The 26,646-nt window shown below is 55.1% G+C and carries 24 protein-coding genes and 2 tRNA genes; 14 read left to right on the top strand and 12 right to left on the bottom strand.

Annotated elements, in window-relative coordinates:
* The first annotated feature begins 84 nt into the window (after window positions 1-84).
* The 5 genes from WC359_03385 (at window position 85) to WC359_03405 (ending at window position 6,282) form a co-directional block, all read left to right on the top strand.
* Window positions 85-954: a HesA/MoeB/ThiF family protein gene (locus WC359_03385; protein MFA5399460.1), complete on the top strand. Its 870-nt coding sequence runs from the start codon at window positions 85-87 to the stop codon at window positions 952-954.
* Entirely contained in the window at window positions 954-1,238 is a 285-nt protein-coding gene (locus tag WC359_03390; protein MFA5399461.1) for a MoaD/ThiS family protein, read from the top strand. The genes WC359_03385 and WC359_03390 overlap by 1 nt, the downstream gene beginning before the upstream one ends.
* A 72-nt stretch (window positions 1,239-1,310) precedes the next feature.
* Complete coding sequence (gene glpK / locus WC359_03395; protein MFA5399462.1) at window positions 1,311-2,813, top strand: glycerol kinase GlpK; 1,503 nt, start codon at window positions 1,311-1,313, stop codon at window positions 2,811-2,813.
* Between the two features lie 15 nt (window positions 2,814-2,828).
* Window positions 2,829-4,430 (top strand): glycerol-3-phosphate dehydrogenase/oxidase, encoded by a 1,602-nt coding sequence (locus WC359_03400; protein ID MFA5399463.1) that lies wholly within the window; start codon window positions 2,829-2,831, stop codon window positions 4,428-4,430.
* An 85-nt stretch (window positions 4,431-4,515) separates the two neighbouring features.
* Window positions 4,516-6,282 carry an IPT/TIG domain-containing protein gene (locus WC359_03405; GenBank protein ID MFA5399464.1) on the top strand — a complete coding sequence of 589 codons (1,767 nt, stop codon included), beginning with the start codon at window positions 4,516-4,518 and terminating at the stop codon, window positions 6,280-6,282.
* A gap of 75 nt (window positions 6,283-6,357) precedes the next feature.
* On the opposite strand, the gene WC359_03410 is transcribed toward WC359_03405, so the two are convergent.
* The 4 genes from WC359_03410 to WC359_03425 all read right to left on the bottom strand — a co-directional run bounded on the left by WC359_03410 (window position 6,358) and on the right by WC359_03425 (window position 8,281).
* Window positions 6,358-7,458 carry a 4Fe-4S dicluster domain-containing protein gene (locus tag WC359_03410; protein MFA5399465.1) on the bottom strand — a complete coding sequence of 367 codons (1,101 nt, stop codon included), beginning with the start codon at window positions 7,456-7,458 and terminating at the stop codon, window positions 6,358-6,360.
* A gap of 30 nt (window positions 7,459-7,488) precedes the next feature.
* Window positions 7,489-7,565 (bottom strand) — tRNA-Val (locus tag WC359_03415).
* 72 nt (window positions 7,566-7,637) lie between these two features.
* A complete protein-coding gene (locus WC359_03420; protein ID MFA5399466.1) occupies window positions 7,638-7,868 on the bottom strand; it encodes a hypothetical protein in 231 nt (76 codons plus the stop codon).
* An 89-nt stretch (window positions 7,869-7,957) separates the two neighbouring features.
* Window positions 7,958-8,281: a hypothetical protein gene (locus WC359_03425; protein MFA5399467.1), complete on the bottom strand. Its 324-nt coding sequence runs from the start codon at window positions 8,279-8,281 to the stop codon at window positions 7,958-7,960.
* Between the two features lie 273 nt (window positions 8,282-8,554).
* Here WC359_03425 and WC359_03430 point away from each other — a divergent pair.
* Window positions 8,555-8,629: transfer RNA gene (locus tag WC359_03430), tRNA-Gly, on the top strand.
* Between the two features lie 12 nt (window positions 8,630-8,641).
* Here the strand turns inward: WC359_03430 and WC359_03435 are convergent.
* Entirely contained in the window at window positions 8,642-9,805 is a 1,164-nt protein-coding gene (locus tag WC359_03435) for a DSD1 family PLP-dependent enzyme (GenBank protein MFA5399468.1), read from the bottom strand.
* Window positions 9,806-10,050: 245 nt separating this feature from the next.
* On the opposite strand from WC359_03435, the gene WC359_03440 reads away from it, so the two are divergent.
* The gene (locus tag WC359_03440; GenBank protein MFA5399469.1) at window positions 10,051-11,163 is read left to right on the top strand and encodes a trypsin-like peptidase domain-containing protein; all 1,113 of its coding nucleotides are present in this window, start codon (window positions 10,051-10,053) and stop codon (window positions 11,161-11,163) included.
* A gap of 18 nt (window positions 11,164-11,181) precedes the next feature.
* Here WC359_03440 and WC359_03445 read toward each other — a convergent pair whose 3' ends face one another.
* Window positions 11,182-12,348 carry a hypothetical protein gene (locus WC359_03445; GenBank protein ID MFA5399470.1) on the bottom strand — a complete coding sequence of 389 codons (1,167 nt, stop codon included), beginning with the start codon at window positions 12,346-12,348 and terminating at the stop codon, window positions 11,182-11,184.
* Window positions 12,349-12,671: 323 nt separating this feature from the next.
* Here WC359_03445 and WC359_03450 point away from each other — a divergent pair, with 323 nt between their 5' ends.
* Window positions 12,672-13,322 carry a flavodoxin family protein gene (locus WC359_03450; GenBank protein MFA5399471.1) on the top strand — a complete coding sequence of 217 codons (651 nt, stop codon included), beginning with the start codon at window positions 12,672-12,674 and terminating at the stop codon, window positions 13,320-13,322.
* 113 nt (window positions 13,323-13,435) lie between these two features.
* On the top strand, window positions 13,436-15,979 hold the full coding sequence (locus tag WC359_03455) for a clostripain-related cysteine peptidase (protein MFA5399472.1): 2,544 nt from the start codon (window positions 13,436-13,438) through the stop codon (window positions 15,977-15,979).
* A gap of 88 nt (window positions 15,980-16,067) precedes the next feature.
* Here the strand turns inward: WC359_03455 and WC359_03460 are convergent, their stop codons facing one another.
* The 5 genes from WC359_03460 to WC359_03480 form a co-directional block, all read right to left on the bottom strand.
* On the bottom strand, window positions 16,068-16,289 hold the full coding sequence (locus tag WC359_03460; GenBank protein ID MFA5399473.1) for a dodecin family protein: 222 nt from the start codon (window positions 16,287-16,289) through the stop codon (window positions 16,068-16,070).
* Window positions 16,290-16,342: 53 nt separating this feature from the next.
* Window positions 16,343-16,519: a YegP family protein gene (locus WC359_03465; protein ID MFA5399474.1), complete on the bottom strand. Its 177-nt coding sequence runs from the start codon at window positions 16,517-16,519 to the stop codon at window positions 16,343-16,345.
* A 62-nt stretch (window positions 16,520-16,581) separates the two neighbouring features.
* The gene (locus WC359_03470) at window positions 16,582-17,283 is read right to left on the bottom strand and encodes a hypothetical protein (GenBank protein ID MFA5399475.1); all 702 of its coding nucleotides are present in this window, start codon (window positions 17,281-17,283) and stop codon (window positions 16,582-16,584) included.
* Between the two features lie 337 nt (window positions 17,284-17,620).
* Complete coding sequence (locus WC359_03475; protein MFA5399476.1) at window positions 17,621-19,282, bottom strand: AMP-binding protein; 1,662 nt, start codon at window positions 19,280-19,282, stop codon at window positions 17,621-17,623.
* A gap of 69 nt (window positions 19,283-19,351) precedes the next feature.
* On the bottom strand, window positions 19,352-20,104 hold the full coding sequence (locus WC359_03480) for a dihydrodipicolinate reductase C-terminal domain-containing protein (GenBank protein MFA5399477.1): 753 nt from the start codon (window positions 20,102-20,104) through the stop codon (window positions 19,352-19,354).
* Window positions 20,105-20,444: 340 nt separating this feature from the next.
* Here WC359_03480 and WC359_03485 point away from each other — a divergent pair, with 340 nt between their 5' ends.
* Entirely contained in the window at window positions 20,445-20,666 is a 222-nt protein-coding gene (locus WC359_03485; protein ID MFA5399478.1) for a hypothetical protein, read from the top strand.
* A gap of 29 nt (window positions 20,667-20,695) precedes the next feature.
* On the opposite strand, the gene WC359_03490 is transcribed toward WC359_03485, so the two are convergent.
* Window positions 20,696-21,451: a glucose 1-dehydrogenase gene (locus WC359_03490; GenBank protein ID MFA5399479.1), complete on the bottom strand. Its 756-nt coding sequence runs from the start codon at window positions 21,449-21,451 to the stop codon at window positions 20,696-20,698.
* Between the two features lie 135 nt (window positions 21,452-21,586).
* Between WC359_03490 and WC359_03495 the strand changes: the two genes are divergently transcribed.
* The 4 genes from WC359_03495 (at window position 21,587) to WC359_03510 (ending at window position 26,639) form a co-directional block, all read left to right on the top strand.
* Window positions 21,587-22,696 carry a helix-turn-helix domain-containing protein gene (locus WC359_03495; protein MFA5399480.1) on the top strand — a complete coding sequence of 370 codons (1,110 nt, stop codon included), beginning with the start codon at window positions 21,587-21,589 and terminating at the stop codon, window positions 22,694-22,696.
* Window positions 22,697-22,758: 62 nt separating this feature from the next.
* Window positions 22,759-22,902 carry a hypothetical protein gene (locus WC359_03500; GenBank protein ID MFA5399481.1) on the top strand — a complete coding sequence of 48 codons (144 nt, stop codon included), beginning with the start codon at window positions 22,759-22,761 and terminating at the stop codon, window positions 22,900-22,902.
* 339 nt (window positions 22,903-23,241) lie between these two features.
* Window positions 23,242-24,942, top strand: coding sequence for an FAD-binding oxidoreductase (locus tag WC359_03505; protein ID MFA5399482.1), 1,701 nt, complete (start codon window positions 23,242-23,244; stop codon window positions 24,940-24,942).
* A gap of 65 nt (window positions 24,943-25,007) precedes the next feature.
* A complete protein-coding gene (locus tag WC359_03510) occupies window positions 25,008-26,639 on the top strand; it encodes a glycerol-3-phosphate dehydrogenase/oxidase (GenBank protein ID MFA5399483.1) in 1,632 nt (543 codons plus the stop codon).
* The last annotated feature ends 7 nt before the right edge of the window (window positions 26,640-26,646 follow it).

Raw genomic sequence — 26,646 nt, forward strand, 5'->3', positions numbered from 1 at the left:
TGAATTTTGTATGAAGACGTTCGCAATTCTTGGTGAAGCGCACGACATTAAATAAAAACATGTTTTACTGTATAATCGATTCAAATGAATGCTGAGAATAGTCCGGCGAAGCTGATCGGACGCTGCAGCAAATCAGTTGCCGCAGGCGACGGAGCGAAGCTGAAAGTGATCAGCCTGAAAGACAGCCGGGCCATCGCCGTACGCAGCCGGATTACTCCGCTCGAAGTCGAGATCGCCTGCCTGAAGAATGGCGTGGTACCCATGCGCTACCTGCGTAATATAGGCACGGCGGGAATCGACGGGCAGTTGAAGCTGCTGCGCTCCACAGTGGCCGTCTGCGGTGCGGGGGGACTGGGTGGCGGTGTTATCGAACTGCTGGCCCGACAGGGTATCGGACATCTGGTGATCATCGACAACGGCAGGTTCGTGGAGAACAACCTCAACCGCCAGATCATGTCCGATGAGCATGTGCTGCGCAGATCGAAGGTGAAAGTCGCCGCGCAGCGCGTCAGGCAGATCAACTCGGCCATAGCGGTAAAGGAATGCAGCGCTCACATTGGCAATTCCAATGTGGACGGACTCCTTAAAGGGTGCGACGTTGTAGTTGATGCTTTAGATAGTCTGTCCTCGCGCATGGTGGTGGAAGCGTCCTGCCGCAGGCTCAAATTGCCTTTTGTCCACGGCGCCATCGCCGGCTACTGCGGCCAGGTGATGACGGTATTGCCCGGCGATAGGGGGCTGTCCGCCGTATATGGCCCGGGATGCGACGTGCGCGGCGTGGAAGCTGTTACGGGCAACCCTTCCGCCACACCTGCCGCCATCGCCGCCTGGGAAGTGCAGGAGGTGGTCAAGCTGATCACCGGAACAGGAGAGCCTGTACGCAACCGCCTGCTCTTCGTGGACTTCGCCGACGGCAGTCTGGAGAGCATACCTCTGGCGCAGGAAGGCAAATAATGGCAACCGTTAATATCAGGTTCGTCGGACCCTGGCGCCTCTACATGGGGACCGAGAAATGCGCCATGCAGGCCGACACAATCGAGGAAGCCATTGAACGGATGGAGGCTATTTATGGCCCTAAATACCACGAGCGCCTGCTCAGGGGCGGCGTCAAAGAGAGGCGATCTATTTCAGGCGACAGTAATATACTGGTCAACCGCGTTAACATCAGACAGCTCACGGACCACACTCTGAAGGACGGTGACAACATAGATGTCATCCCGCGCTTCGTGGGCGGTTGAACTTGAACCCGTAGTAACACAGTCTCTTTAGTGATAGAATAGGCGGACTCAAATTTCCGCAGGGAGTGTACTATGGCTGCCAGAGAATACATACTCTCCATAGATCAGGGCACCACCGGCAGCGCGGCCATACTTTTCGACCGTGACGGCAAGCCGGCCGCCGATGCCGATACCGAGACCCGGCAGATCTTCCCCAACCCCGGCTGGGTTGAACACGATCCCAACGAGATATATCAGACTTCGCTCGATGTGGCGCGCCAGGCGCTGGCGAAGGCCGGCGTGAAGCCGTCCTCCGTAGCCGGCATCGGCATCACCAACCAGCGCGAGACCACCATCATCTGGGATAAAAAGACCGGCCAACCGGTCAGCAATGCCATAGTCTGGCAGTGCCGGCGCACCGCCGGGCTGGTTGAAGATCTGAAGAATCGCGGTGTCGGCCAGACCATCTGCGACAGGACGGGACTGATTCCAGACGCCTATTTCTCGGCCACCAAAGTGCGATGGATACTCGACCACGCCAAGGACGGACAGAAGCGCGCCGAGGCGGGCGAATTGCTCTTCGGAACGGTCGACTGCTGGCTGGCCTGGAAACTGAGCGGCGGCAAGGCCCACGTGACCGATTACGGCAACGCCTCCCGCACCATGTTGTTCAATATCAACACACTGCAGTGGGACAAAGATATACTTTCGACACTCAATATCCCTGCAGCCATACTTCCCCGAGTGATACCATCCAGCTTCAACTACGGGGAGACGGCGGAGGGCATCTTCGAGGGTGCCCGCGTGCCACTCTGCGCTATCGCGGGCGACCAGCAGGCCGCTCTCTTCGGCCAGGCTTGCTACAATCCCGGTATGTCCAAGAACACCTACGGCACAGGCTCGTTCATACTCATGAACAGCGGTGAAAAGCCTATCATCTCCAAACGGGGCCTGCTCACCAGCCTGGCCTGGGGCCTGGATAATAAGGTCAATTACGCGCTGGAGGGGAGTATCTTCATCACCGGTGCAGCCGTGCAGTGGTTGCGCGACGGGCTCAAGATCATCGCAAACGCGGACGAGAGCGAGGCGCTGGCGCGCTCGGTGGACGATAACGGCGGCGTCTATTTCGTTCCCGCTTTCGTGGGTCTGGGCGCGCCCTACTGGGACATGTACGCGCGAGGGGCAATGATGGGGATCACGCGGGGCACCGGCAGAGGACACCTGGCGCGGGCCACCCTGGAGGCCATCGCCTTCCAGGTCCGGGACGTAGTAGACACCATGCGCTCCGAGACCGGCATAGGCATACCGGTGCTGCGCGTGGACGGCGGCGGAACCGCCAACTCCTTCCTCATGCAGTTCCAGGCGGACATTATGAACGTTCCCATACAGGTGGCAGCCATACCGGAAACAACGGCGCTGGGTGTGGCCTATCTTGCGGGACTGGCCGCGGGCCTGTGGAAGAGCAAGGAGGAAATAGCCGGAAAATGGCGTTCTTCAGCCACATTCGAGCCGAAAATGTCGGCCGACCGGAGGGAAAACCTCTACGCCAACTGGAAGCGGGCGGTGGAGAGGGCCCGGGGCTGGGCAATAAATTAGATTATAGGTGCGATTATGAAAAGAGATTTCAAAGCGATTTCCGGGAAAACCTTCGACGTGATCGTGATAGGCGGCGGAATAGTCGGCGCGGGAGTGGCCAGGGATACCACGCTGCGCGGCATGGAAACGCTGCTGCTGGAGAAGGACGATTTCGGCTCGGGCACCACCTCGCGCTCTACACGCCTGATACACGGCGGCCTGCGCTACCTGCGCCAGCTCGAGTTCGGTCTGGTCCGCCAGGACCTGAGCGAGAGGGAGGTGATGCTGCGCATCGCCCCCCACCTGGTGTATCCGCTGTCCTTCTTCATCCCCATACCTAACTTCAGCCTCAACTTCGCCATGTTTTTCGGCACGATTCTCTACGATGTCATTTCCTTCGATAAGACACTGCCCAACCACAGGTATTTGAGCAAGGCCACGACGCTGGCCGAGGAGCCGGGCCTGAAAGTCGAGGGGCTGCAGGGCTCGTACGTATATTCCGATTGCGCCATACCGTTGACGGAACGTCTCAACTGGGAGACCGCGCTGTCCGCCGCGGAGGCAGGGGCTACGGTAGTCAACCATGCGAAGGTCACGGGCGTGCTGCGCGAGGGCAACCGAATCACCGGCGTTGAAGTGAAGGACCAAGTCAGCGGCGAAACGCTGCAGGCCAGGGGCAAGATGGTGGTCAACGCCGCCGGCCACTGGGTCGATATCATCAAGGAAATGCTGTTCAAGGATAAACCGCCCTACCTGCGGCGCACCAAAGGGGCGCATATCGTGATACCAAAGGTATCGGAGCACGCGCTGGTTCTCTTCTCCCCGCGTGACGGCCGCCTCTTCTTCGTCATCCCCTGGGAGGGCTTCTCTCTGGTGGGCACCACCGACACCGACTATAAGGACGACCTGGACGCGGTATACGCCACCAGGAAGGACGTGGAATATATACTGGAAGGTCTCCACCTGGCCTATCCGGAGGTCGGCATCGACGACGTCCACTACGCCTATGCGGGGCTGAGGTCGCTGGCGCTCAAGCCCGGCAGGTCGGCCTCGGATACGTCGCGCAGCCACGATATCGTCGACCACGCCAAACGCGATCAGCTTGAAGGGCTGGTGAGCATACTGGGCGGCAAGATCACTGCCTACCGCGCGGTGGCCAAAGATGCCGCCGACCTGGTCTGCCGCAAGCTGGGCAACAAGTCCCGCTGCCTCACGGGCGAGAGACCCCTGCCCGGGGCGCCTGCCCTCACCTCCGCCGATATAACGGACATGGCTCAAAAATCAGGCCTTTCTGTTGCGACCACCACGCATCTCTCCCGCATCTTCGGTTGCAGAAGCGGCGAGGTACTGGCCATGGCCGGTGACGATAAGTCCGGCCTGAGGCCGCTCAGCCCGGGTGGGCCGGACATCCTGGCGCAGGTCAGGTATGCTGTGCAAAATGAGACCTGCATGACGGTAAGCGATTTCATGCTGCGGCGCAGCGCGGTGGGGCTGCGCAAGGACCTGGGTACGGATGCAGTGCCCATGGTCGCCGCCGAGATGCAGAAGCTGCTCGGCTGGAGCGACAGTGAGAAGGAACGTCAGGTGCAGGAGCATAACTTCGCGGCCTCACTGGCGCGGCGCTTCAAAAATACATGAGGGCCAGTTATGTGGCCGCATACGAAATGCGCCGCCTATCAATTGCCGGGCTTTTTCGATATTATGTATATAAGGAGGTACGGATATGAGAATAAAGGTGCTGGCGATCACTGCCCTTTTAGCTATTGTCCTCAGCCTTATCCCTGCCGGCGCAGCCACAGCTGCAAGCATGAGCCCCGCCATGGGTATTGTCGGGCTTGAAGTGACGATCACCGGTCTCACTGAGGGAAACGCGTACAAGATCAAGTGGGACGCGGAGGTATACAAGCAGGGAGTGGTAGGCAGTAGCGGCAGCATCTTCTTCATAGTGCCCGAAGCCTATGGTGGCCAGCATCCGGTAATAGTTGAAAGCCCTGCTAGCGCGACAGTTTTTACCGGAGAGTATATTGTCGTACCGAATATCACCATCGCTCCTACTTCAGGTAAAGCCGAAACAGATATTACCGTATCCGGTTTCGGCTTCGGTGTGAGCGAGGATGACATCGCAGTCACGTACGATGGAACGATTATTAAAAGCGGCATCTCGGCCGATGAAAACGGGTCGTGGAGCACCACCTTCTCCGCTCCGGTCTCCGCACGGGGAGCGCGCGCCGTCGACGCATCCGGCGATACCACCAAGGGTTCGGACGTGGCGGATAAGAATTTCACTGTCAGTCCTGTGGTCGAAATGGACCCCATTTCAGGCGGCGTCGGCACGCAGGTCACCATAACAGCCACCGGTTTCGCCACGGCGGAGGGCGGGATCAAGGTGCTCTTCTCCGATAAAGAGGTCAGGTCCAACATGACCGCCGCGGTCAACGGGTCCTGGAGCACCAGTTTCGCTGTTCCTCCTTCAACCAGGGGCGGACATATCGTTAAAGTGCAGGGTAATACCACGGCCTCCAGCGATATACCCGACATGGTCTTCACGGTAGGCCCCGCGGTGTCCATCAGCCCCACCAGCGGCGCCGTAGAGGACAATATCAAGGTAAGCGGCAGCGGCTTTGCCAATAATGAGACCGCCATCGAGGTCACGTTCGACGGCAAGGTCATCGAACGCAACCTGCTGGCGGACGATAACGGCAGCTGGTCCGTTGAGACCAGGGTGCCCCCCTGCGGCAGCGGACCGCACAATGTCGCAGGCTACGGCAGGATAACTCCGGCGGCGGACATAACGCCGGCCATTTTTACCACAGAGGCGGTGCTGACTGTCGTACCCAAGAGCGGCAACGTTAAAGACGAGCTGCGCGTGACCGGCTCCGGCTTCAACGCGGGCAAGGACTACTCACTCTCCTGGGACGGCACCGCGGTTGCCAGCGGGTCGGTCAACGAATCAGGCAGCTTCCAATCAATTTTCAAGGCGCCCGGCGGCAAGAGCGGGTCGCTGACCATCACAGCCGCCGACACCAAGGGGTCCACGGCCTCTACTACCTTCATGATGGAGAGCACTGCTCCCGATACCCCGCAGATATCCTCACCCAAGGACGGCGCGACGGTCGGCTTCATAGGCGATACCAAGGTTGCTTTCAAGTGGAGTGAGGAGACAGATCCCAGCGGCGTCACCTACGATATCGAGGTGAGTGAGGGTTCCAATTTCGCCAAAAACCTTCTTTCGCACACCAAGCTGGCTGACGCCAAATACACGCTAACCGAAGCCGAAGCGCTGCCCAACGGCGAATACTACTGGCGTGTGAGGGCGGTGGACGGCGCGGGCAACGCCGGCGATTGGACTTCCGCCAACCTGGTGAAGGTCGGCTTCATGACCACCAACACGCTGGTATTCATCGCCATCGGCATAGTAGTACTGCTGATACTCATCATGGTTCTGCCCAGGATACTCAAGAAGAAGCGCCCCAAGAGCGACTGGGAATAGCTGCCTGTAATTGACCTGTTACGAGAATTCGAAAGGCCCGTCTTGCGACGGGCCTTTTCGTTTGCGGTTATCTACTTAATTGGCCTCTAAAAGTTCGCTTACAGAGGAAAGCAGGCTGGCATTGAGCTGGCGCCAGTCGTTCGGCGGGACCGGGGCGTTATCACGCTCCACCAGTTTGAGCGAACCGCTGGGACACGTGGAAGAGCAAAGCCCGCAGCCGATGCAGCGGTTACTGTCGAACAATAGTCGATCGTCTTTCATCGTCAGGGCTTCCATGGGACATCTCTCCACGCAATCGCCGCAGGCTATGCAACTGTCGGCGTCAAAGGCGGTGATGAATCCGGAGACCGCGGCTGAGCCCTTCATGTTGAATTTTTTCATGCTCTGCAGTATGCCGCAGTGGCAGGAACAACAGTTGCAGACGAACTGAACATATTTGCTCATGTTGCTGGAGCAGTGGACCAGGCCGGCCTCCTCGGTGCGGCGCAGTATGTCGCGCGCCTCGTCCTTGCTGATCAGCCTGCCGAACTTCCTCTCGGCCATAAACCTGGCATCGGGCCCGAATCCCATGCACACTTCCTTGGGCTTGGTGCAGGGGCGTCCTAAAAGCTCGCCGTGGTGCCGGCAGTAGCAGGTCCCCACCGCGATGTATTCCGCCATATCTATATACTGCGAGACTTTATCGTAAGGATGGATCTCGAAAGTCGCCGGTATCTCTTTCTCCACGCTGATCACGCGCGCCACAGGGAAGGGAACGGCAGTTTTTATGGAACTTGAGCTGTATTTATCCAGGGCCTGGAAATAATCTTCGAAGAGGTGCGCCAGCCTGACCGCCCTTTCGCTGACATCGCCGCTGAGGAACTGCATCTCGAAAATGCCGGGCAGCAGCGGCAGCAGGCTGTAAAAGCGGAGACTATTTTTATCGAAGGTATAGACGAGGCCCTTGTCGGCCATCGTTTCGAGGAGCGATCTCACCTTGCCGGCGTCTACCCCCGCCTTAATGCCTATTTCTTCGGCGGAGGCAGGCATAATTGGCATGGCTACTGCCAGGTCGGCCTCCTCCTGCGAGAACAAATAGTCTATTAGCGCGAAAAATTCCGGGCTTTTAATGGCGGGCATAGAACCGCCGCGCATCTGGATGGCTGCTCTGAGGTTCTCGAACTTGTGATCCGGCATTTTACGATTTCCGAAATTCAAAAGTGGATATGGTGGGCAGTACAAGACTCGAACTTGTGACCTCTACGATGTCAACGTAGCGCTCTAACCAGCTGAGCTAACCGCCCCCGGACCACATGGCATTTTATCAACGGCTATATCCATAGTCAAGGATGTAACGGCTGGCGGCCGGATTGCGGCTATACTTTGGTTGAAAGTTTAGCGTTGCCCGTCAACGAAACGTGGACGTTGCTGCCGCACTTGGGGCAGGTCACCTCTATAGTGATGACCGGTTGGCGCATGACCCTTTCGATCAGCGTGGATACCATGGTATCGAGCTGGTCGATGCGCTTGTACATCATCTCCAGGCGTTTTTCCATCTGGGCCAGTTTATCAAGCTGTTGTTCGGCGTCCTCGATTTTTTTATCCATATCCCGGCATCCGTATTTTTATTCCGGTATAGAAATGAAAGAGGAGAAATCGTCAATTCCTCCTCTCGGTGATATCGCCTAACCCAGGTTCACAGGCTCTTTTCCTGGACTCCCATGGAATTGAGCTCGTCGCGGTCTTCTTTAATCTGGGAGTCGAGCAAACCGGTCATCTTGGATTCAAGCCATTTCTTGTAGGCTTCCTTGGCCTGCGGTGAATTCCTCACCGCGACTTTGGCATTTTCCCATTCCTCAAGGAAGAGCTGGCCCAGGCGTTCGTCTTTGAGTGGAAATTCCTCGTCCATCAAAGCCTCCGCCCGCTCGATTATCCTGTTCATAACCGCCCTTTTGAGGCGGTCGATCGAAAGCAGTTCCTGGTCTTCGTAAGGCCGTGAAACGAATTGATCGGTTGCCATCAGTACGACCTCCCGTTCATGCTTTTTCTGACCTTATAATAAGCTGCCAGGTATTCAATGTCAAGCCATCCAAAAGCCTCTTTATCATAGTATTTCTTACATCACTCTAGGCACTTATTCATATCGTCATTGCGAGCCCGCAGGGCGTGGCAATCTTGTGTTGTGTAATCACTCACAGGATTGCTGCGTCGCTACGCTCCTCGCAATGACCGGATTAATACTTCCCTTGCTTTGACATTGCCGATAGCGGCGGGCTACAATGGTTGCCTGTTCGCGGGAGTAACTCAGCGGAAGAGTTCCTGCCTTCCAAGCAGGGTGTCGCGGGTTCGAATCCCGTCTCCCGCTCCAATAGCTGCAAATTCATAAAGATTTACCTCGGGCGCTGATCGGCCAGACCACCTCAACCTTGTCATTGCGTACGCCCACATACCAGTCGTGGGCGTTGCAGGTCGGGTCGCAATGGCCGGGCACCAGGCGCAATTTATCGCCCACCTTCAGGGCGCCTTTTGGATCTATGATTATGCCGTGTTCATCTGCAGCCGCCAGGTACGTCAGATCCTCGCGGCCGAAGACAACCGGCAGACCGGAGTCCATCGACTGCACCTTCAGCCCAGCGTCGCATATGGCCACGTCCGGCTTTTTATGGCTGGTTATCATCGTCAATATAAATAAGGCATTCTCCCATTCGCCCTGGTCAAGCTGTTTTCCTTCCCTGTCGAGGTCGAGCCCATAGTCGCGATCCATGAAGGCATAGGAGCCGCACTGCAATTCGTTATAGACCCCGGAATTGCCCTCGAAATAATAGGTGCCGGTACCGGCGCCGCCTACGATGTCGCACTTCAGTCCATTCTTTTTAAGCGCCTCCACCGCATCCCGCACTTTAACAACCGAGGCATCGATCAGCGCCCTGCGGTCATCATATTTGCGTTGGTGTTGCGCCACGCCGTTATAGGCCTGTATGCCGGAGAATCTCAGCCCGGGCGCTGCATCGATGGCTCCGGCTAACTCTATAACCTCAGGGATGGTCGACACGCCTGCCAGACTTCCACCGCAATCGATTTCTACCAGACACTCAAGCCCGGTGCCATGTCTCTGCGCCGCCGCAGAGAGGTCGGCCACGTTGGCCACATCGTCCACGATGACGATAGTACGCGCGCCGAATTTCGGGATGCGGGCCAGACGATCGATTTTAACGAGGTCACGAATTTCATTCGTCACCAGGATGTCTTTAATTCCCCCGCGTGCGAAGGCCTCGGCCTCCGCGACTTTCTGACAACAGATACCGCAGGCATTTCCGAGCTTCTCCTGGAGTTTCGCCACATCTATCGACCGGTGCATCTTGCCATGCACCCTGTGCCGCACGCCCATCTCCTTTGCCAGCCTGCCCATCTTCACTATGTTGCGTTCGAGTGCGTCGAGGTCGAGGATCAGGCAGGGTGTTTGTATTTCGGCTGCAGGCATACCTGGAAGTGCAGGCACGTCGTAACCAACTTGAAGCCCTTCGAGTTTCTCAGAATTTTTCATTTGTTTTGCATCTCCATAATATTTATTAACACCCCTATTATTACCCTTTTGAACAACTCGTTTCTCCTGTCCTGTTCAATGCCGTAGAGCCGGTGGCGCAGGCGCTCTCTACATTGACGATCGACATGCATCCCACTTGCTGACCCACTTGTGATGATTAATTAACCCGGGGTATTCTATTATAATTAATGGGGCGCAGAAGGATACAATTTATCAGTATTATTAGCGCCGGGGTAGTTGAAACCATGCACTACCGTTACGGAAATAAGTTTTTATTAGTAGTCGTATTACTGGCGGCCATGGCTTTGCCCTGCGCTGCGTTATCCGGTTGCATCCCCTCTGACAAAGCGACTCCGCAGCAGCTCGACTGGCCGGACATCATCCCAAACGTACAGGATAGTGTCGTATTGATTTTATGCAACTCGGATACCGGATGGCAGCAGGGCTCAGGCGTGATAATCGATCCTTCGGGATGCATCCTGACCAATGCGCATGTGATAGAAAATGCCCATGCGATACTGGTTTTTATAGGTTATCAGGGCTCTGTCAACACGAATTTTAACAACGTGTATCCGGCCAGCGTTATCGACGAATGGGCGGAAACCGACATGGCAACCATAAAAATCGCCCCCGGGTCGATCGCTTTAAAGGCCGTAAGTTTCACCAAACCCAGCGTTCCCAGGAAAGGCACACGGGTAATGGCACTGGGCTATCCGGTCGCGGACACCATCGGTATCATGGCTTCCAACGAAGACCAGTCCGTCAGCATTACGACCGGGATCGTATCCGCAATCCGTGATGTCAACGGGCATGCCTTCATCCAGACCGACGCGTCCATCAATCCGGGCAACAGCGGCGGACCGCTTATCGACAATACGGGTGAAGTCATAGGTATCAATACCTTCTGGCTGGAGGAAACACAGGGGCTGAATTTCGCCGTCGCCGTCAATTCGAATAATTCCTTTATCAGGAATTCAATCAGCAAGGGAGAACAGATTGTTACGCCGTCGATAATTCCCCTCGAGATATCCAATTATAAGTACGATGTTGTCTACTCTACCACCGCCGGCGCAGCCGGGTGGGATGTACCGTATACAGTGACGATCACTTGGGATACATCCGTTCCTGCCAGAAGCAGAATAACATACACATCCGATGCTCTTTCCAATACGGTTGATGACGCAAGCTATTCAGCGGACCACACGGTATTGCTGCAGAGCGGGACCTGTCCGCAACCCGACGGGCAGAACACCTCCAATTGCATCTGGTCCAAAAGAGATTACACCGTCAGGATCTACTCCACCGATATCTATGACCGGACGCTGGAATCTCCCAAATATCTGCTGAAATCCCCTTGAGCAGGTACAATACTGTTATCAGGGAATCCTGTATTTCAGGATCAGTTTTGCATCGTCAAAACACAGCATATCGCTTGTGTTGTCCCAGTTGGTGGTGGTGAAGAGCTGCATCCTGAACTGGCAACGCGATTGACCCGCCTGGACCAGGTTCTGTATCACGTGTTCTCCGTTCGAGGAATTTGCGACATCGATCAGCCAGGGCGAGAGGGGATATTCGATGATATTTCCCCCGCTGACTAATGCGCCCGGCCTGTTATACGCCAGTATATCCAGGTCGGACAGCGCGCCGTACTGGAAAAAGTATATCTCCAGTGCGCCCATATTGCCGTACATCGCTATGTCATAGGTAGGATTACCCACCTTTTTATAGCCGCTCAGGTCCAGCATCGCGCCGGTCACAACCGCGTTGGGAGGGATACCCGAGATATCGAAACTGAGAAAGGCGCGGCTGGGTAGATTAAGGCTGGTATCGCCCACGCAGGCAGTTTCCTGAAGGGTGTAAATAGCATTATTTTTCACCAGCGCGCCGGATTCTCCCGCTATGGCGGGCAATGTTACTGAAATCTCCTGCCCGCTCTGATAAATGACCCCCGCCGAGCCTGTATAGACGGTCAGAGCATCGCTGACAACTCCGTATGAATTAGTTGCAGTGAGCTTGTAATTCGTGGTCACGTACGGATGCACAATAATGCTGCCCTGGGCGCCCACGACTCCGCCGGGCTCCAGGCTGACCAGCGTGGCGTCCACAGTGCTCCAGTGCAGTGTGACATCGCCACCCGGACCTACATAGGTCTTGTCCGAGGAAAAATACCGTATGGAAGGCTGTTTTACCTGCTGCACTACGGCGCCGCTAACGACCACCTGTGTCCTGGCCGTGGTGCTGCCCGAGGAATTATAGGCGGTAAGCGTATATTGCGTGGTCTGCGCAGGAGTAACGGCGATGCTCCCCTGGATGGCCACGTTGCCCACCCCGTTGTCGATAAACACCTTGGATGCGCCCGTCACCGCCCAGCTTAATGTGCTGTACTCGCCGGCCTTGACAACTGTGGGGGAAGCCTGGAAAGTATGCACCACGGGCAGGAAGCTCATGCCGCTGATCTCTCCGGGAAGATAGCTGCATCCGGATAGGGGGATGGTAATCAGAAGAAGAATTAGGGCCATTTGCGTAATAATTCGAGATTTCATATATCACCTCGCCATTTTATTCGTATCCATCAATTTGACCTGCCAAACGCTAAAATTCAAAATAACTGACTATGGGTCAAGAGCAGTCTCTACCAACTGTGCTTATTTTCATAATAGATAACGTACAAAGCGGAGAGAAGTTTATTTCAAATCGTGCCGTTTACTGCTCACAGCCACTATCTCCCAAGCTCCACTTCGGCTATCCGGCCTTTTTGATATGATATCTGTTGTACAGGAAGTTTACCCGTTTTCTGTTTGGACGGCAAGGATTTTTCTGTATGCCGGGCATCGGTAATATTTTTTTAGCCGGAGGAGTCATAATCATGGAATCACCTATCGTAAAGGTCAAGATCCTGGGAATCTCGGGCACACCCATCAAGGACGGGAACTGCGACAAACTGGTGCAGGTGGCTTTGAAGGCTGCGGCCGGGGTACCGGGAGTCGAGACGGAGTTCGTGACGCTGGCGGATAAAAAAATCGCGGAGTGCAAACACTGCCAGTGGTGCGTTAAAAACAAGGCCAGGTGCAAGATCAAAGACGATGTACATGACGTGCATGACAAGATGTTCGCCGCGGACGGGATCATAATGGGCGGTCCGACCTACTGCCAGGTGCTGAGCACACAGCTCCAGAACGTCTTCTTCCGCGGCAGGGAGGAGATATTTTTCGGGCATCGCTGCACGGGCAAGGTGGGCGGCGCACTGACGCTGGGGTGGTTCGGCGTAGGGATGGAGTTCGCCCTTAAGGTCATCGAACAGATGATGATGAGCTGGCAGATCATCCCTGTGGCCAGGAGCAGCGCCATCGTCAGCACCTTCTGGAAGGGGGAGCATGTCAGGTACCAGGAGAACGGCGTGATGGACCATCCGGCAGGCGTCTTCGGCGCCATGGGGTTGGGGACCAGCGTAGCCAAATATGCGCAGATGATGAGGTATGCCAGGGACGCCGGCGTAGGGATATTGCCCAAAGCGTAAAAACCTTTGCAATTGGTCGGTCCTTAACCCGGGTAGTACAATCAAATCACAGCCCGGCAGTTGATGCAGTTTATCAAGTGGCTTTATAAACGCTGCCAAAGCGGAGGTTTAACATGTCGGACACTCAGGGTGGACAGGCAAAGCGCAGGGTTTTCGGAGAACGCAGGAGGAGGCCTGATTCGGCGCCGCCCGGCGGACGTGAGCGGGCGGGAACGCCGCAGCGGCGCGAATACCCGACAGGAGGCACTCCTACAGGCGGATTTGGCACGGGCGGCGGCTATGATTCCGGCGGCGGTCTTGATACCGGCGGCGGGCTGGGCGGCCTGTTAGGGGGATTGGCCGGTTTATTCGGCACGGGAGGCGTGAACAGCGGCTCGAACCGGGCAGGCGGCAGCGGTTGCCTGACGGGGAAAACAGGCTGCCTGATGATGCTTCTCGTCATCGGCGCGGTAGTGTTAATCGCATTCCTCATGTTCTCAGGCGTTTGCAGCATACCTGCCGGTATGGACGAGTTCTCAGACCAGTCCTCACTGCTTGATCAGTCGGCGCTGCAGGACAGCAGCATGTCCACTCAGGCGCTTTCCCTCACACCGGCCACCAGCGGCCAGAAATGGCTGGTCATGCTCTACCAGGACGCCGACGACAGGATACTGGAAAAGGACATCTACATCGATTTGAACGAGGCCGAAAAAATCGGCTCGTCGGGCCTGGTCAAGATCGTGGCGCAGATAGACCGTTATAACGGGGCCTACAGCGGCGACGGCAACTGGACAGGCACCAAGCGCTTTTTAATCAGCAGGGATGATAACCTCGGCAGGCTGCGCTCACAGGAGATCGCGGACCTGGGCGAGATGAACATGTCCTCGGGGCAGACTTTAATCGATTTCGCTACCTGGGCCATAAAAACGTATCCATCCGATAAATATGTGCTCATCCTCTCCGACCACGGCATGGGTTGGCCGGGCGGCTGGAGCGATCCCAATCCCAGGAGCAGCGGAGACCAGAGCACACCGCTGGGATCCCGCCTGGGCGACCTGATTTACCTGAACGAGCTTGACGGCGCGCTGGGACAGATCCGCGCCAATAGCGGTGTAGATAGGTTCGAGCTGATCGGCCTGGACGCCTGCCTGATGGGACAGCTCGAGGTCTTCACGGCGCTTGAGCCGCATGCCCGCTACGCGGTCGCCTCCGAGGAGGTCGAACCATCTTTAGGCTGGGCATACACCAGCATTTTTAAAAAGCTGGTTGAAAATCCCAACATATCCGGCGCCGACCTCGGCCGCACCATAGTGGCAAGCTATATCGATGACGACCAGCGCATCTCCGACAGCAGCGCCCGCGCGGACCTTCTGGGCGAGGGCTCGGCTTTATCAGGCCTGTTCGGAGGATCATATGACGTATCTTCACAGGGGCTTGCGCGCGAGATGGGGCGCGACTCGACGCTGAGCGCGGTGGACCTGTCGAAGGTCGGCCAGATCAACAGCAGCCTGAACCAGCTTGCCTTCACTTTTCAAAACACCAACCAGCAGGCGATGGCGGGAGGACGCACCTATGCCCAGAGCTTCACCAGCATTTTCGGCAGCCAGGTACCGCCCTCTTATATCGACCTGGGCAATTTCCTGCAGATAGTCAAACAGAAAAGTAATAACGCCCAGGTCAACCAGGCGGCCGATGCAGTGCTGGCCGCCATCAGCCAGGCGGTCATCGCCGAGAAACACGGCGCCGACGTACCGGGAGCAACGGGAATCGCGATTTACTTCCCCAACTCGCAGCTTTACCAGAGCTCAGTCGCGGGCGCCCGGTCATATACCGCCATCGCCAGCCGCTTCGCCGGCCAATCGCTGTGGGACGATTTCCTGGCCTATCACTATACCGGACGCAAGTTCACGCTGACAGACACCCGCCCAATCGTACCGGTTGGAGTATCCGTGAAGTCCCCGGCCGCAGGCGGGATCAGTATATCGAAGATAACCGTCTCCAGCGCTCAGGCTGATCCGCGTAACCCTGTCATGTTGAGCGCCGACATAGGTGGCGACAACATCGGATATATTTATCTGTTTGCCGGCTACTACGACCCTCAGAGCAATTCTATCTTTATTGCGGACGAAGACTACATCGAAAGCCCGGATACCCGCCTGGTAAAGGGCATCTATTACCCGGACTGGGGCAAGGGCGAATTCACCCTGGATTTCAAATGGGAACCGATCATTTTCGCCGTAGATGACGGGACCAACCGTGTGTATTGCCGGTTCAAACCCGAAAGTTACGGACGCAACTTTGCCGAAGCTGTCTACACGGTGGACGGCACCTACACCTTCGCCGATAGCGGTGAGCAATGCCTGGCTACACTGTATTTCAGCGACGGCGCGCTGCGCAGGGTGCTGGGTTTTACAGGGCAGAGAGAGGCCGGTGCTCCGCGTGAGATCACGTCCACTACGGGCGATAAATTCACCGTCACTGAAAGCTGGCTGGAACTGGACAGCGGCGGCAACGTGACCAACACAGTCTACCAGGAGGGAGGCACACTGACCTTCGGCAGGCAGCCGCTTACCTGGAAGACGCTGGATGCCGCACCCGGCGATTACATGGTCGGTTTTGTCGTGGAAGACCTGGACGGCAACAGCCAGCTATCGCTGACGCAGATAACCGTTCAGTAATGTCTGCTCACGCTGTGGCATCAAACACACAACGCTGAATGCCTTCAGAGCATCCGGTAGTGCTGGTTATGTAAAGTTTAAAAAACAGCTACTTCTTGTACTTTGGATTGTATTCAAAGGCCAACCTGACCCTGGCGCGGTAGCTGATGACCTTGCCTTTTTCGACATGCACGTAAAATTTCTGCACGTCGGCGACATGTACACCTTTCACTCTTTTGGATGCCGCGGCGACGGCTGTCGCGACAGCATCGTCAAACGACTTGGAGCTGGACCCGATTACCGTAATAACCTTGGCGACGGTATTCTCCATGACCGATCCCTCCTTTGAGACTATTGGCTTTATTCAATATTCAAATTCGCTGTCTATTTTTCCTCAATCTTTGCTGTAGGGGCGTTTTTCTTAACCGACTCTATGCCCTTTTTGGCGGAGTCCTTGCTGGTGTATCCCTCTCCCACGGCGATGATTTGGCCGTTGGTCGCCAGCAGCTTCCAGCGGAATTCCCCTTTCTTGTCCTTGTACAGTTCGAATTTTGCAGCCATCTATTTCCTCCTTTTTTTATTATCAAGGGCGTTCACTGCTTATGCGGCAGCCGACCCTGATATTACTTGATCATCCCTTTGATCACCTGCATCATGGTGGATGCCACGAGGTTGCTGGACTGCTGGCGATAGCCGCCTCCCATGGCGCTGCTGGATACGACCGCATTCACGATCGCCTCCAGGTTGCTGCCGCCCCTCTGCTTGGTGCTCATAAACGACATGCCGGCCTGCAGCAGATCGCCCAGGTCGAGGCCGTCCTGGCCCTGCTGGGTCTGCTGTCCGCCGGATCCACCCAGCAGCGAGCCGAGCACGTTGCCGATGCCGCCGCCCTGCTGTTGAGATTGCTGTTGCCCGCCGCCCAGCAAAGAGCCGAGCACGCCGCCCATTCCGCCGCCCTGCTGTTGAGACTGCGACGCCTGTCCGCCGCCCAGCAGGTCCTGTATCAGCGTCATGGCATTGGCCGGCGTGACCTGTTGGCCCTGGAACTGCTGCGAGGCCTGCTCCAACCCGCTGGCATACATTTGTGACGAGCCGCTTTTGCGCTGCCGCAGCATCTGAGCGGCATACTCGAGCTGGCCTGCCGGATCAGCGCCCTTTCTCTCGCGCATGGCCTGCGTGATCACCTCGAAGGTATCCACCATGTTGTCGCCGTGGTCGTGGTTGTTGTCATCGGCGTCATTGAGCTGCTGCCTGTTATCGGCAAGTGTGCCGGTGACTGATTGGAATAACTGTGCCAGGTCTATGGACTTCGATTGACTGGCCATTCTTTTCTCCTGTTATTATATTCGTTTACGTTTATTAATCATCAAAAACGGTGCCCGGGCAATATGGAACTTCCATAGGAGGCAACAAGAAAGGATCCCTCTGCCGTATATAAGCGCTCACTCAGCCTCGTAAATCCCCGGCCGCCGACCGGCTTAATTTACGGTTCTCCTCAAATCCCACTCGCAGTAACTATACGAACCAGTGATGACGCAATTAATGCTTCAAAATAACGGCTGCACCGGCCGCTATAACCACTGATTAATATATTTTTATAGTGTCATATTGAAACGATAAAGTCAAAATATTTTTCAATAATACGGATGTATTCACGTTATTTCAGCCGGCCTTCAGCATCTCGCGCAGCTTGCGTTTCAGTATCTTTCCCACGGCGCTGGTGGGCAGGCTGTCGTAGAAAACGATTATCTTCGGCACCTTGTAGGGGGCTTCACGCGCTCGGATGAACTCCCGAATCTTCTCCTTCTCGGCCTCGCTCTTCTCGACGCCCTCCTTGAGCACAATGGCTGAGGCCACCGTCTCGTTTCCGGGACGGTTGGGGTCGGGGACGCCGATGGAGGCGGCCAGCGCAACGTCGGGGTGCTCCATGATTATGTCATCAAGTTCCCGCGTAAACACCTTGTAGCCGGAGACGATGACCATATCTTTGAGGCGGTCCACGATGTAGATATAGCCCTCGTCGTCCATGCGGCAGATGTCGCCGGTGTGGAACCAGCCGTCCCTGAAGGCGTTGGCCGTCTCCTCAGGCTTGTTGTGGTACCCCTTCATCACCTGCGGACCGCGCACAGCCAGCTCGCCGGGCTCGCCGATGGGGACCGGCTCATTAGTGGCGGGATCGACGATTTTGACCTCGGTATCGCCGACCGGCAGGCCGACTGAGCCGAATTTGCGCTTGCCGTAGCGGGGATTAGCCGCTATGAGGGGACAGGTTTCGGTCATGCCGTAGACCTCACTGAACTTGTCCTTGCCCACGATATCCTCGAACTCCTTTAGGTACTCCACGGGGAATGGCGCCGCGCCGGCAATGCAGCCCCAGATGCCCGAGAAATCCAGCGCGCGGAACTCCGGCTTCTTCATCAGCTCGAGATAGATAGTTGGCACGGCCGTCAGCACGCTGGGCTTGTATTCCTTGATACATTTAATGATAAAGTCGTAATCGCGCGGGTTGGGTATGGCGACCTGCGGTGTGGCCCACACCAGACAGAACAGCCCCAGGAAGAGGCCCGCCTGGTGGAAGAGCGGGAAGGGGCACAGGATGCGCTCCTGTCCCTTGACCGCATCGACGTAGTTGCCCCACTGGATCATATGGCGTACCACGTTGTTGTGGGTCAGCACCGCGCCCTTGGAGGGACCGGTGGTGCCGCCGGTATACTGCATCAGCAGCGGGTCTTCCCCCTTGACCCTGACATTTACGGGATCGGCGGGGTACTCCTGCATGATATCGGTGAACCTGACTACGGGTATGGATGACTCGGGCAATTTAAGCGGCTGCGCATCAGGCAGAAAGTCGCTGAAGCCGGTCAGCGCAATGGTCTTCAGCTTGACCTTATCGGTAACCTGGCTGATGTTGCCCCAGAAAACATCCAGCGCCAGCAGTAACTTCGCGCCCGAGTCGTTGAGCTGGTACTCAAGCTCCCTGGGCGTCAGCAGCGGGCTGACGCCGGTCAGAACGCAGCCGGCCTTCGAGATGGCGGGGATGGCGATGTAGTAAGCCGGCAGGTTGAGCGAATACACCCCCACAACGTCGCCCGGCTCCAACCCCTGCTTGATGAGAAAAGCGGCGAAACGATTGGATAACGCGTCGATCTGCCGGAAAGTAATCTCCTTCCCCATGTAATTGACCGCCGTGATATCCGGCACCTCGCTTACTGCCTCCAGGAAGAGGTCATGGAACATTTTATGCCCGGGATAATCGAAGTGGGTTTTCACGTGCGGATCGAAGGACTTCCTCCAGAATTTTCCGGCGTAAGGATCATTCGTCATGCCTCAACCTCCTCTCCTTATTATTTCGGGGACATCATGCCCGTCAACACATTAATCCTGTCACACATTTTACTTCAGGTTAAAATACGGTATCAACAGATCCTCCAGAGAATACAATCCGATCGGCCTATCAATGAGATGTTGCGCAGCAAACAGCGCACCGTTGCCGAACGCCTCTCTCGATATTGATTCATGAGTTAAGCGTATAGTCTGAAATGGAAACCCGATGAGAATCTCATGCCTGCCGACAATGCCGCCTGCCCTGATCGTTTTAATTGACTCTTCCGGCAAAGATAATACTCTGGCCATAATTCTGGATGTGCCGGAAACCTCCTTTTTAGCTTTGAAATGTTCTTCGATAATCTCGATATCCGTATAAGGGGCAATACTTTTCAGGACTTTAGCCGCCAGCATCAAGAAATTGATACCGATAGTAATGTTGGGAGACCAGAGCACCTTCGTTTGCTGCGATAATTTCTTTAGGAAATCAATTGTCGTGCCGGGATACTCTGATATCGCGCTGACTATAGCAATTCCTCTTTTAGCCGCTTCACCGCCGTAAGACAATATGGCTTCTGCAGAAGAAAAGTCGATCAATACATCTATGGGATGTTCATCGAAAAGCCGCGACGGCGGCAATTCATCTTTGGGGAAAATTAATCCGGGTTCATCCGATTCAATACCTAAAAACTCCGGGACTGACCGATGCTGTAGCGTTTCTGACTTTCTGATCACCCAGCAAAGATGAGATTCCTTGCTTTGCAGCAATACCGTCGCAACGGACTTACCTGTTCTGCCAAACCCGAAAAGACCCACCCTCATGAAAAACCTCCTTAAAACATTTCCCTCTCAATACTGATTTGATGCCCTCTATCATAAGCAGCACTCTGTTAACAACCGGGCTGATTCCCGGTCAAAAGTTCAGCATTTTATACCGGCGGCAGCTGCCGCTTCGTGCATAGACGGCACGCAGGCCGGAGTTCCAGCCCGCCCGACAACAACCATTGATTACGGCTTGATTACTATAACAGAAATCCCCATCTCTTACCTGACAGGCTGTAATACTTGCGCTCTCTCATCCGATCTTCAACGTGCTCAGGAAGAATCGAGCCCTTTAAATCTCTTGCGAACCACCGAGAAATAAATTACACTTCTAAAACCGATGGATCTCATAAAAACAATCAGCAATGTCCTCGGTGTAATCGCCATCGTAATCGGTGTCTTTCTAATACCGCTGAGCATCTGGTTTCTTCAGCCTGCGATTAAAAATAAGGATAGGACTTCCCTTGTCATATCGATCGTTGTTCTGGCCCTGGCTGCAGGTTGCTTCATCGGGGCATACATCATGTTTACAACCGGGATAATCAAAATGGCTGTGACGTAGCCCTGCGGTGAATCCACTTGACGGCTGATCTAATAGACGGCGCCGCCGTCCAGGAAGATCGGGTGCCCCGATATATAGTCACCCTCGTCGGAGCACAGGAAAACACAGAGGTTGCCGACATCCTGCGGCTGGCAGACACGTCCGAACGGCAAATTTTTAGCCAGGTCCTTAATGTCCATTCCCATACCATTGACCAGGCGTGTGCCCATGTCGGTCTCTATCAGGCCGCAGGCGATGGTGTTCACCCTGATATTGTGGCCCACCTCCTCCTTGGCCAGGACGGAGGACAGGGCGTTGAGGCCCGCCTTGGCCACCGCATAGGGAGCGTGCCCGGCCATGCAACTGAAGGGGCTGACCGAAGAGATATTGATGATATCGCCGCGCTTCTGTTTCCTGATTATGGGCAGCGCCTCCCTAATGAAATAGAAGGCCCCCATCACGTGTATTTTGAAAAGCCTCTCCATCTCATCCGCCTCGGTATCCCCGACGAACCGCCCGCGCGAGGCTATGCCTGCGTTGTTTACCAGTATATCAATCCTGCCGAAGGTCTCTACGGTTTTAGCCACGGCGGCCTTGACCTGCTCGTAATAGGTGACATCGGCCTGTACCGACAGGGTACGACGTCCCAGGGCCACGATCTCCGCTCCGGTGGATTTCGCGGCGTCGGCGTCGCGCCTGTAATTGAACGCGATATCGGCCCCCTCACGGGCCAGGGCCAGCGCGATACCTCTGCCGATGCCCCTGCCACCACCTGTAACCAGGGCAATTTTCCCCAATAATCTCAAGACTGACCTCCTGTTAAATCAATCAGCGAAAAGTGAATTATTTAAATGATACTGTCGATGTCAGCCGATAACAACTTATTATATTGACATGACTATAAAATCTTTTTTTAATTGCCTGAAATAGGCGATAATATCATGCAAAGCGGTATCCACATGAACATTTTATCCAACGTGGCGGCACTGGTCATCGGCATAGCCTCCATATTGACCTTCTACACGGCCCTTTTACACGTCACCCGCAAAAAGGTCAATAACACCTATAAATTCAGAATTATCCGGGACGTGATGGTCGGCATCCAATCCCTTCAACTGTGTTTCGTGGCGATGAACCTGCAGTTCGAGTATCCCTTTCTGCTGTATCCATTGCTTACGCTGCTGTTCATATCCGGCTCGCTCAATTACATACGATATTTCATGTTTTTCTACCCCGGAGGGAAAATACCCCTTCGCCTGATATTGCAGATGACCCCGGCTGCGATCATACTGGTAGCTGAAACATGGTTCTACTTTATCGATACGGGCGCAAACAAGGCCGTTGTAATCAGCATATTCGCGGACCCGACCGGCAATCCGATCACGCTCGTGTTCGTGGCGGGTGTACTCGTTCTGCTCGTTCAATATGTGTTGCTGCTGCGTCTCGAGTCGGGGTTCATCAACATCGCCACTATGCGTGAACCCGTCCGGGTCTCCATCGTCCTTACCCTGTTTTATATGGCGGATATCATCCTGATCACAACCGGTTTCATCCTGGCCAACAGCGCGGTCATGGATACAGGCATCATGTTGATCGGACTTACGGGTCTTACCTACCTGCTGTTTGAAAACAGGTATCCCCATTTTTACCAGCTCGTCGCACGGGAGGAGAAGCAACAAAAATATCGTAAGTCGCTGATCCAGGGTCTTAGCACCAATAAAATAATTCAGCGCCTGCGTGAATTGATGGAGGAAGATAAGATATATCGGCAATTCGAATTAAAGCTCGATGAAGTTGCCTCCATGCTTTTCATAACCCCACACCAGCTCTCCGAGTTTATCAACGACCACATCGGCATGAATTTCTCGAGTTATGTAAACAACTACAGGGTGGAGGAGGCCAAGGAGCTCCTTATCAGCAACCCGGACCAGAGCGCCCTGTCCATCGGACTTGAGGTGGGGTTCGGCTCCAAGCCTTCGTTTAATACTATCTTCAAGCAGAAAACCGGCATGACCCCCCTGGAGTACAGGAAAAAGGGTATAGCCATATAATTCCAACTGCATATTGAAGAAAACGTGATATGATACCTGGCTTCAAAATATTGAGGTGATAAATGAGGATCAAAGAGCAGTTATCCAGGCGTGAATGGGTTTTGCTGGCGATGTCTCATCGCACAACGGACGGTATGATCGACCTCGTTTATACGTCCGACGACATCGGCGGGCAAACAGGCCTACTCGTGTCGTTACCCATGTAGGAAGAGTTTATCAAGCCGTACCATGTGTGTATTAACGATATGGTGCACAACATGGGCTCGAAAATTATCTATCACAGCGGCGGCTATATCCTCGGGCCATCACACTGCGTCCAGGCGGGGACCCCTCCCGAGAATATTTATGCCATGTTAGAAACGGCACTGAGCTATTACCCGCACCGCTGAACCTGGCTTGTATTCAAGGCTATTTTCCGGTAAAAAACGGGCATGATGCCCCCGCAGTACCGGAAAAAAGGTTCAATATTATAATTCTTAACGACAGCCGGCCGTTTTTCTGTTATTTTTCCTCCGATCAACAGTGAAATCTTAACGGAGGAGATTATGACTGAAGAAACGTTTATACCGGATTGGACCAACGACCCGCCTGCGCCGGGTTCATACAGGTCCATTGTCAAAATAGGGAGGCCTGACCAGATCAAGCTGCCGTCACCCGAGTACTTCCACCTCATTCAAAAGGAACTCAAACTTGACAGGAAATATTTTGAAGACAGGTGCGATGGCAACCAACGGCTGGGACCTGTGCCTGCATCCAATGTCGACACAGGCGCAATTGAAGCATTCATTGAAATGGTCGGGAGTGAGAATGTCCAGGCGGATGATTTTAACAGGGTCAAGTACAGCTACGGGAAATTGCCCGAAGAGACCTTTCCCCTCAAGCGCGGCAAGCTCCACGAGATAACCGGGGCTGTTGTGCACCCGCGCGACAAGGAAGATGTCAGGAAGTTGGTGGGCTTCTGCAACGAAAAGAAAATCCCTATATACGTGTACGGCGGCGGCTCCGGAACTACCAAGGCACTGCTGCCCGAGAAAGGTGGAATCACCCTTGTGCTCAACACGCACATGAATAAGGTGCTGGAGGTCAATGAGTTGAACAGCACCAGCCGTGTGCAGGCCGGCTGTATGGGCCCTCAATACGAAGAGGCCCTGAATAATGCGCCCCAGCGATATCATACCGTCCACCGCTTCACCGGCGGACACTTCCCCCAGTCCTGGGAATTGTCCAGCGTGGGCGGCTGGGTGGTGACCAGCGGCAGCGGGCAGGCTTCGACTTACTACGGCGAGCCGGTCAACCTGGTGCTCAGCGTCGAGGTGGTAACACCCCGCGGAGTCATCAATACTATCGATTATCCCAGCACGGCCACCGGTCCCAGGGTGATAGATATGTTCAAGGGTAGCGAGGGGTCCTTCGGCGTGGTGGTGGAGCTTACCATGAAGGTATTTCGCTACATGCCGGAAAACAGAAAGTATTTTAGCTATATCTTCCCCACCTGGCCCAAGGCGATCGACGCAGCCAGGGAGATCTGCCAGGGCCAGTTCGGCCTGCCCGCGGTGCTCAGGGTCTCGGATGCCGAGGAGACCGACCATGCCTTCCAGATGTATCCGCAGAAACCGGCGGTTGAGTGGTTCCTCGGGGCGTTCGGATTAAAGCGTGGCCGACGATCGATTTGCATGGGCATTATCGAGGGTGACAAAGATTTCGCCAAACTGGTGAAAAAGAAAATGAATGCTATAGCCAAAAGCTATGGCGGGCTGAGCATAGGCGGCAGCGGGGCAAAGACCTGGGAGAAGGAAAGGTACCTTTCCTTCCTTATAGGCGAGACTATATCAGATTACAATATACTGCTGGACACGATTGAAACCCCGGTTCGCTGGGACAACGTACACCATATACACGACTCGGTCATGGCCTATGCCCATTCCGTGCCAGGTACGATGTGCATCAGCCACGCGTCCCATTTCTACCCCTACGGCACCAACCTGTACTTCATCTTCGGCGTTAAGGGCAGCCTTGAGGACTATATATCCTACAGGACCGGCCTGGTGGACGCCATGGTGAAGGCGGGGGGAACACCCAGCCACCACCACGGCGTGGGAAGGCTGATGAACCAGTGGATGGAATCATTTCTCGGCAAAGAGGAGATGGACGCCCTGCGGGCTATGAAAACACACTTCGATCCCAACAACATCATGAACCCTGGCGGCACACTGGGGCTGGACATCCCGGACAGCATGAAGAGATAGACGACCGTCCATATCGGGCATGTTCCTCGATAAGATGCGCTAACCGAAGTTGTAGGAGTAATAAAGTGAAAAGGTTCATCGAAAGTCACAACAACGCGACCTACGATATCATCGTGATCGGCGGAGGGATCACGGGGGCGGCGGTGGCATACGAAGCGGCTTCACGGGGCCTGTCCGTGGCAATGGTGGAAAAAGGCGACTTCGGCGCTGCGACATCGTCTGCAACGTCTAAACTGATACACGGCGGCCTGCGCTACCTGGCCAATTTCGAGATCGGCATAGTCCGCGAATCCCTCAGGGAACGCAGGATACTGGAGAATATCGCGCCCAACTTCGTCTATCCCATACCATTCATCGTTCCTACGTACAAAAATTCGAAAGACAACCAGTGGATTCTCGAGCCGGCAATGATCATCTACGATTTATTGTCTTACGACAAGGGTTTTACCTGGGACAGGGCAAAAAGAATACCACAGCACCGGCACCTGTCGCGCAACAGAGTGCTCGATCTGGAGCCGGTGGTAAAGGCCGAGAGGCTCACCGGCGGGATAATGTTTTACGATTGCGCCAGCATCATACCCGAGAGGCTTACCCTGGCCTTTATCAAGTCGGCCGTTAAATTCGGGGCGGTTGTATCCAATTACTCCAAAGTAGAGGATTTCACCCGGGAGACGGGGAAGATAACGGGCGTGGTAGTCCGCGACCTGTTAAACGGCAAAACGGTCGAGATTCGGGGCAAGATGACCATTAACTGCGCCGGACCGTGGGCTGACCTGGTCCTTGATGTTGCCGGCGGCAAACCAGGTTCCCAGCACGTGAGGAGGTCCGAGGGGATTCACGTTATCACCCGGAGCCTGACCAGGAAGTACGTTGTCGGAGCGCTCACCCCCAATGGAAGGCACTGCAACATCCTACCCTGGCGCGGACACTCGCTTCTCGGCACAACCGACCGGGAGTTTACGGGCAATCCCGACGATTACAGGGTGACCAGGGAAAAGATCGAGGAGTTCATCGGCGAGATCAATATGTCCTTCGGCGACAGCGAGCTGGTTAAATACTCCGATATCAAGTATGCCTATGGCGGGCTGCGACCCCTGGTCGAGGACGAGACCGTGGACGTATATAAGACTTCCAGGAAATACGAGATCTACGACAACGCGGATGACGGCCTCCAGGGTTTGATCACAGTGGAGGGCGGCAAGTATACCACCAGCAGGAACCTGGCGGAAAACGTTCTGAAGACCGTTATGAATAAATTCGGCAGGGAGTACAAAAAATCTATTACAGCACGGAATTATCTGGCCGGCTGCGATATCAAGGATATGGCCGCCTTTATCTACTCGGCAAAAATCTCCAGCAGCGATTTCAGCGAGACCGCTGTTGATTACCTTGCCCGCATCTACGGGTCGGAGTTCAACGATGTAATGCAGATCGCCCGTAGCGATCGAAAGTATGCTGAACCTCTTAACGCCGACGGTGAGCTGCCCGCTCAGGCGCTTTATGCGGTCAAAAATGAGATGGCCCGTACCCTGACGGACATTGTACTCAGGCGGACGGGCATCGGTACGCTGGGCAACCCGGGGCCGAAAGTGCTGGAGACTGTAGCTGGAATCGCCGCTGGGGAGTTAAAATGGGATGCGGCAAGAGTTGATAGTGAACTGGAAAAGGCAGCAAAGGCTCTCTCCGTACCAAAATAACTGGACT

The organism is Dehalococcoidia bacterium (assembly GCA_041653995.1).
Taxonomy (GTDB): Bacteria; Chloroflexota; Dehalococcoidia; order GIF9; family UBA5629; genus CAIMUM01.

Coding starts and splice junctions, on each gene's coding strand:
- WC359_03505 (MFA5399482.1), top strand. CDS start 23,242: ATGACTGAAGAAACGTTTATACCGGATTGGACCAACGACCCGCCTGCG.
- WC359_03385 (MFA5399460.1), top strand. CDS start 85: ATGAATGCTGAGAATAGTCCGGCGAAGCTGATCGGACGCTGCAGCAAA.
- WC359_03495 (MFA5399480.1), top strand. CDS start 21,587: ATGCAAAGCGGTATCCACATGAACATTTTATCCAACGTGGCGGCACTG.
- WC359_03420 (MFA5399466.1), bottom strand. CDS start 7,868: ATGGATAAAAAAATCGAGGACGCCGAACAACAGCTTGATAAACTGGCC.
- WC359_03400 (MFA5399463.1), top strand. CDS start 2,829: ATGAAAAGAGATTTCAAAGCGATTTCCGGGAAAACCTTCGACGTGATC.
- glpK (MFA5399462.1), top strand. CDS start 1,311: ATGGCTGCCAGAGAATACATACTCTCCATAGATCAGGGCACCACCGGC.
- WC359_03500 (MFA5399481.1), top strand. CDS start 22,759: ATGAGGATCAAAGAGCAGTTATCCAGGCGTGAATGGGTTTTGCTGGCG.
- WC359_03480 (MFA5399477.1), bottom strand. CDS start 20,104: ATGAGGGTGGGTCTTTTCGGGTTTGGCAGAACAGGTAAGTCCGTTGCG.
- WC359_03465 (MFA5399474.1), bottom strand. CDS start 16,519: ATGGCTGCAAAATTCGAACTGTACAAGGACAAGAAAGGGGAATTCCGC.
- WC359_03485 (MFA5399478.1), top strand. CDS start 20,445: ATGGATCTCATAAAAACAATCAGCAATGTCCTCGGTGTAATCGCCATC.
- WC359_03410 (MFA5399465.1), bottom strand. CDS start 7,458: ATGCCGGATCACAAGTTCGAGAACCTCAGAGCAGCCATCCAGATGCGC.
- WC359_03450 (MFA5399471.1), top strand. CDS start 12,672: ATGGAATCACCTATCGTAAAGGTCAAGATCCTGGGAATCTCGGGCACA.
- WC359_03445 (MFA5399470.1), bottom strand. CDS start 12,348: ATGAAATCTCGAATTATTACGCAAATGGCCCTAATTCTTCTTCTGATT.
- WC359_03455 (MFA5399472.1), top strand. CDS start 13,436: ATGTCGGACACTCAGGGTGGACAGGCAAAGCGCAGGGTTTTCGGAGAA.
- WC359_03405 (MFA5399464.1), top strand. CDS start 4,516: ATGAGAATAAAGGTGCTGGCGATCACTGCCCTTTTAGCTATTGTCCTC.
- WC359_03435 (MFA5399468.1), bottom strand. CDS start 9,805: ATGAAAAATTCTGAGAAACTCGAAGGGCTTCAAGTTGGTTACGACGTG.
- WC359_03440 (MFA5399469.1), top strand. CDS start 10,051: ATGCACTACCGTTACGGAAATAAGTTTTTATTAGTAGTCGTATTACTG.
- WC359_03390 (MFA5399461.1), top strand. CDS start 954: ATGGCAACCGTTAATATCAGGTTCGTCGGACCCTGGCGCCTCTACATG.
- WC359_03425 (MFA5399467.1), bottom strand. CDS start 8,281: ATGGCAACCGATCAATTCGTTTCACGGCCTTACGAAGACCAGGAACTG.
- WC359_03460 (MFA5399473.1), bottom strand. CDS start 16,289: ATGGAGAATACCGTCGCCAAGGTTATTACGGTAATCGGGTCCAGCTCC.
- WC359_03475 (MFA5399476.1), bottom strand. CDS start 19,282: ATGACGAATGATCCTTACGCCGGAAAATTCTGGAGGAAGTCCTTCGAT.
- WC359_03470 (MFA5399475.1), bottom strand. CDS start 17,283: ATGGCCAGTCAATCGAAGTCCATAGACCTGGCACAGTTATTCCAATCA.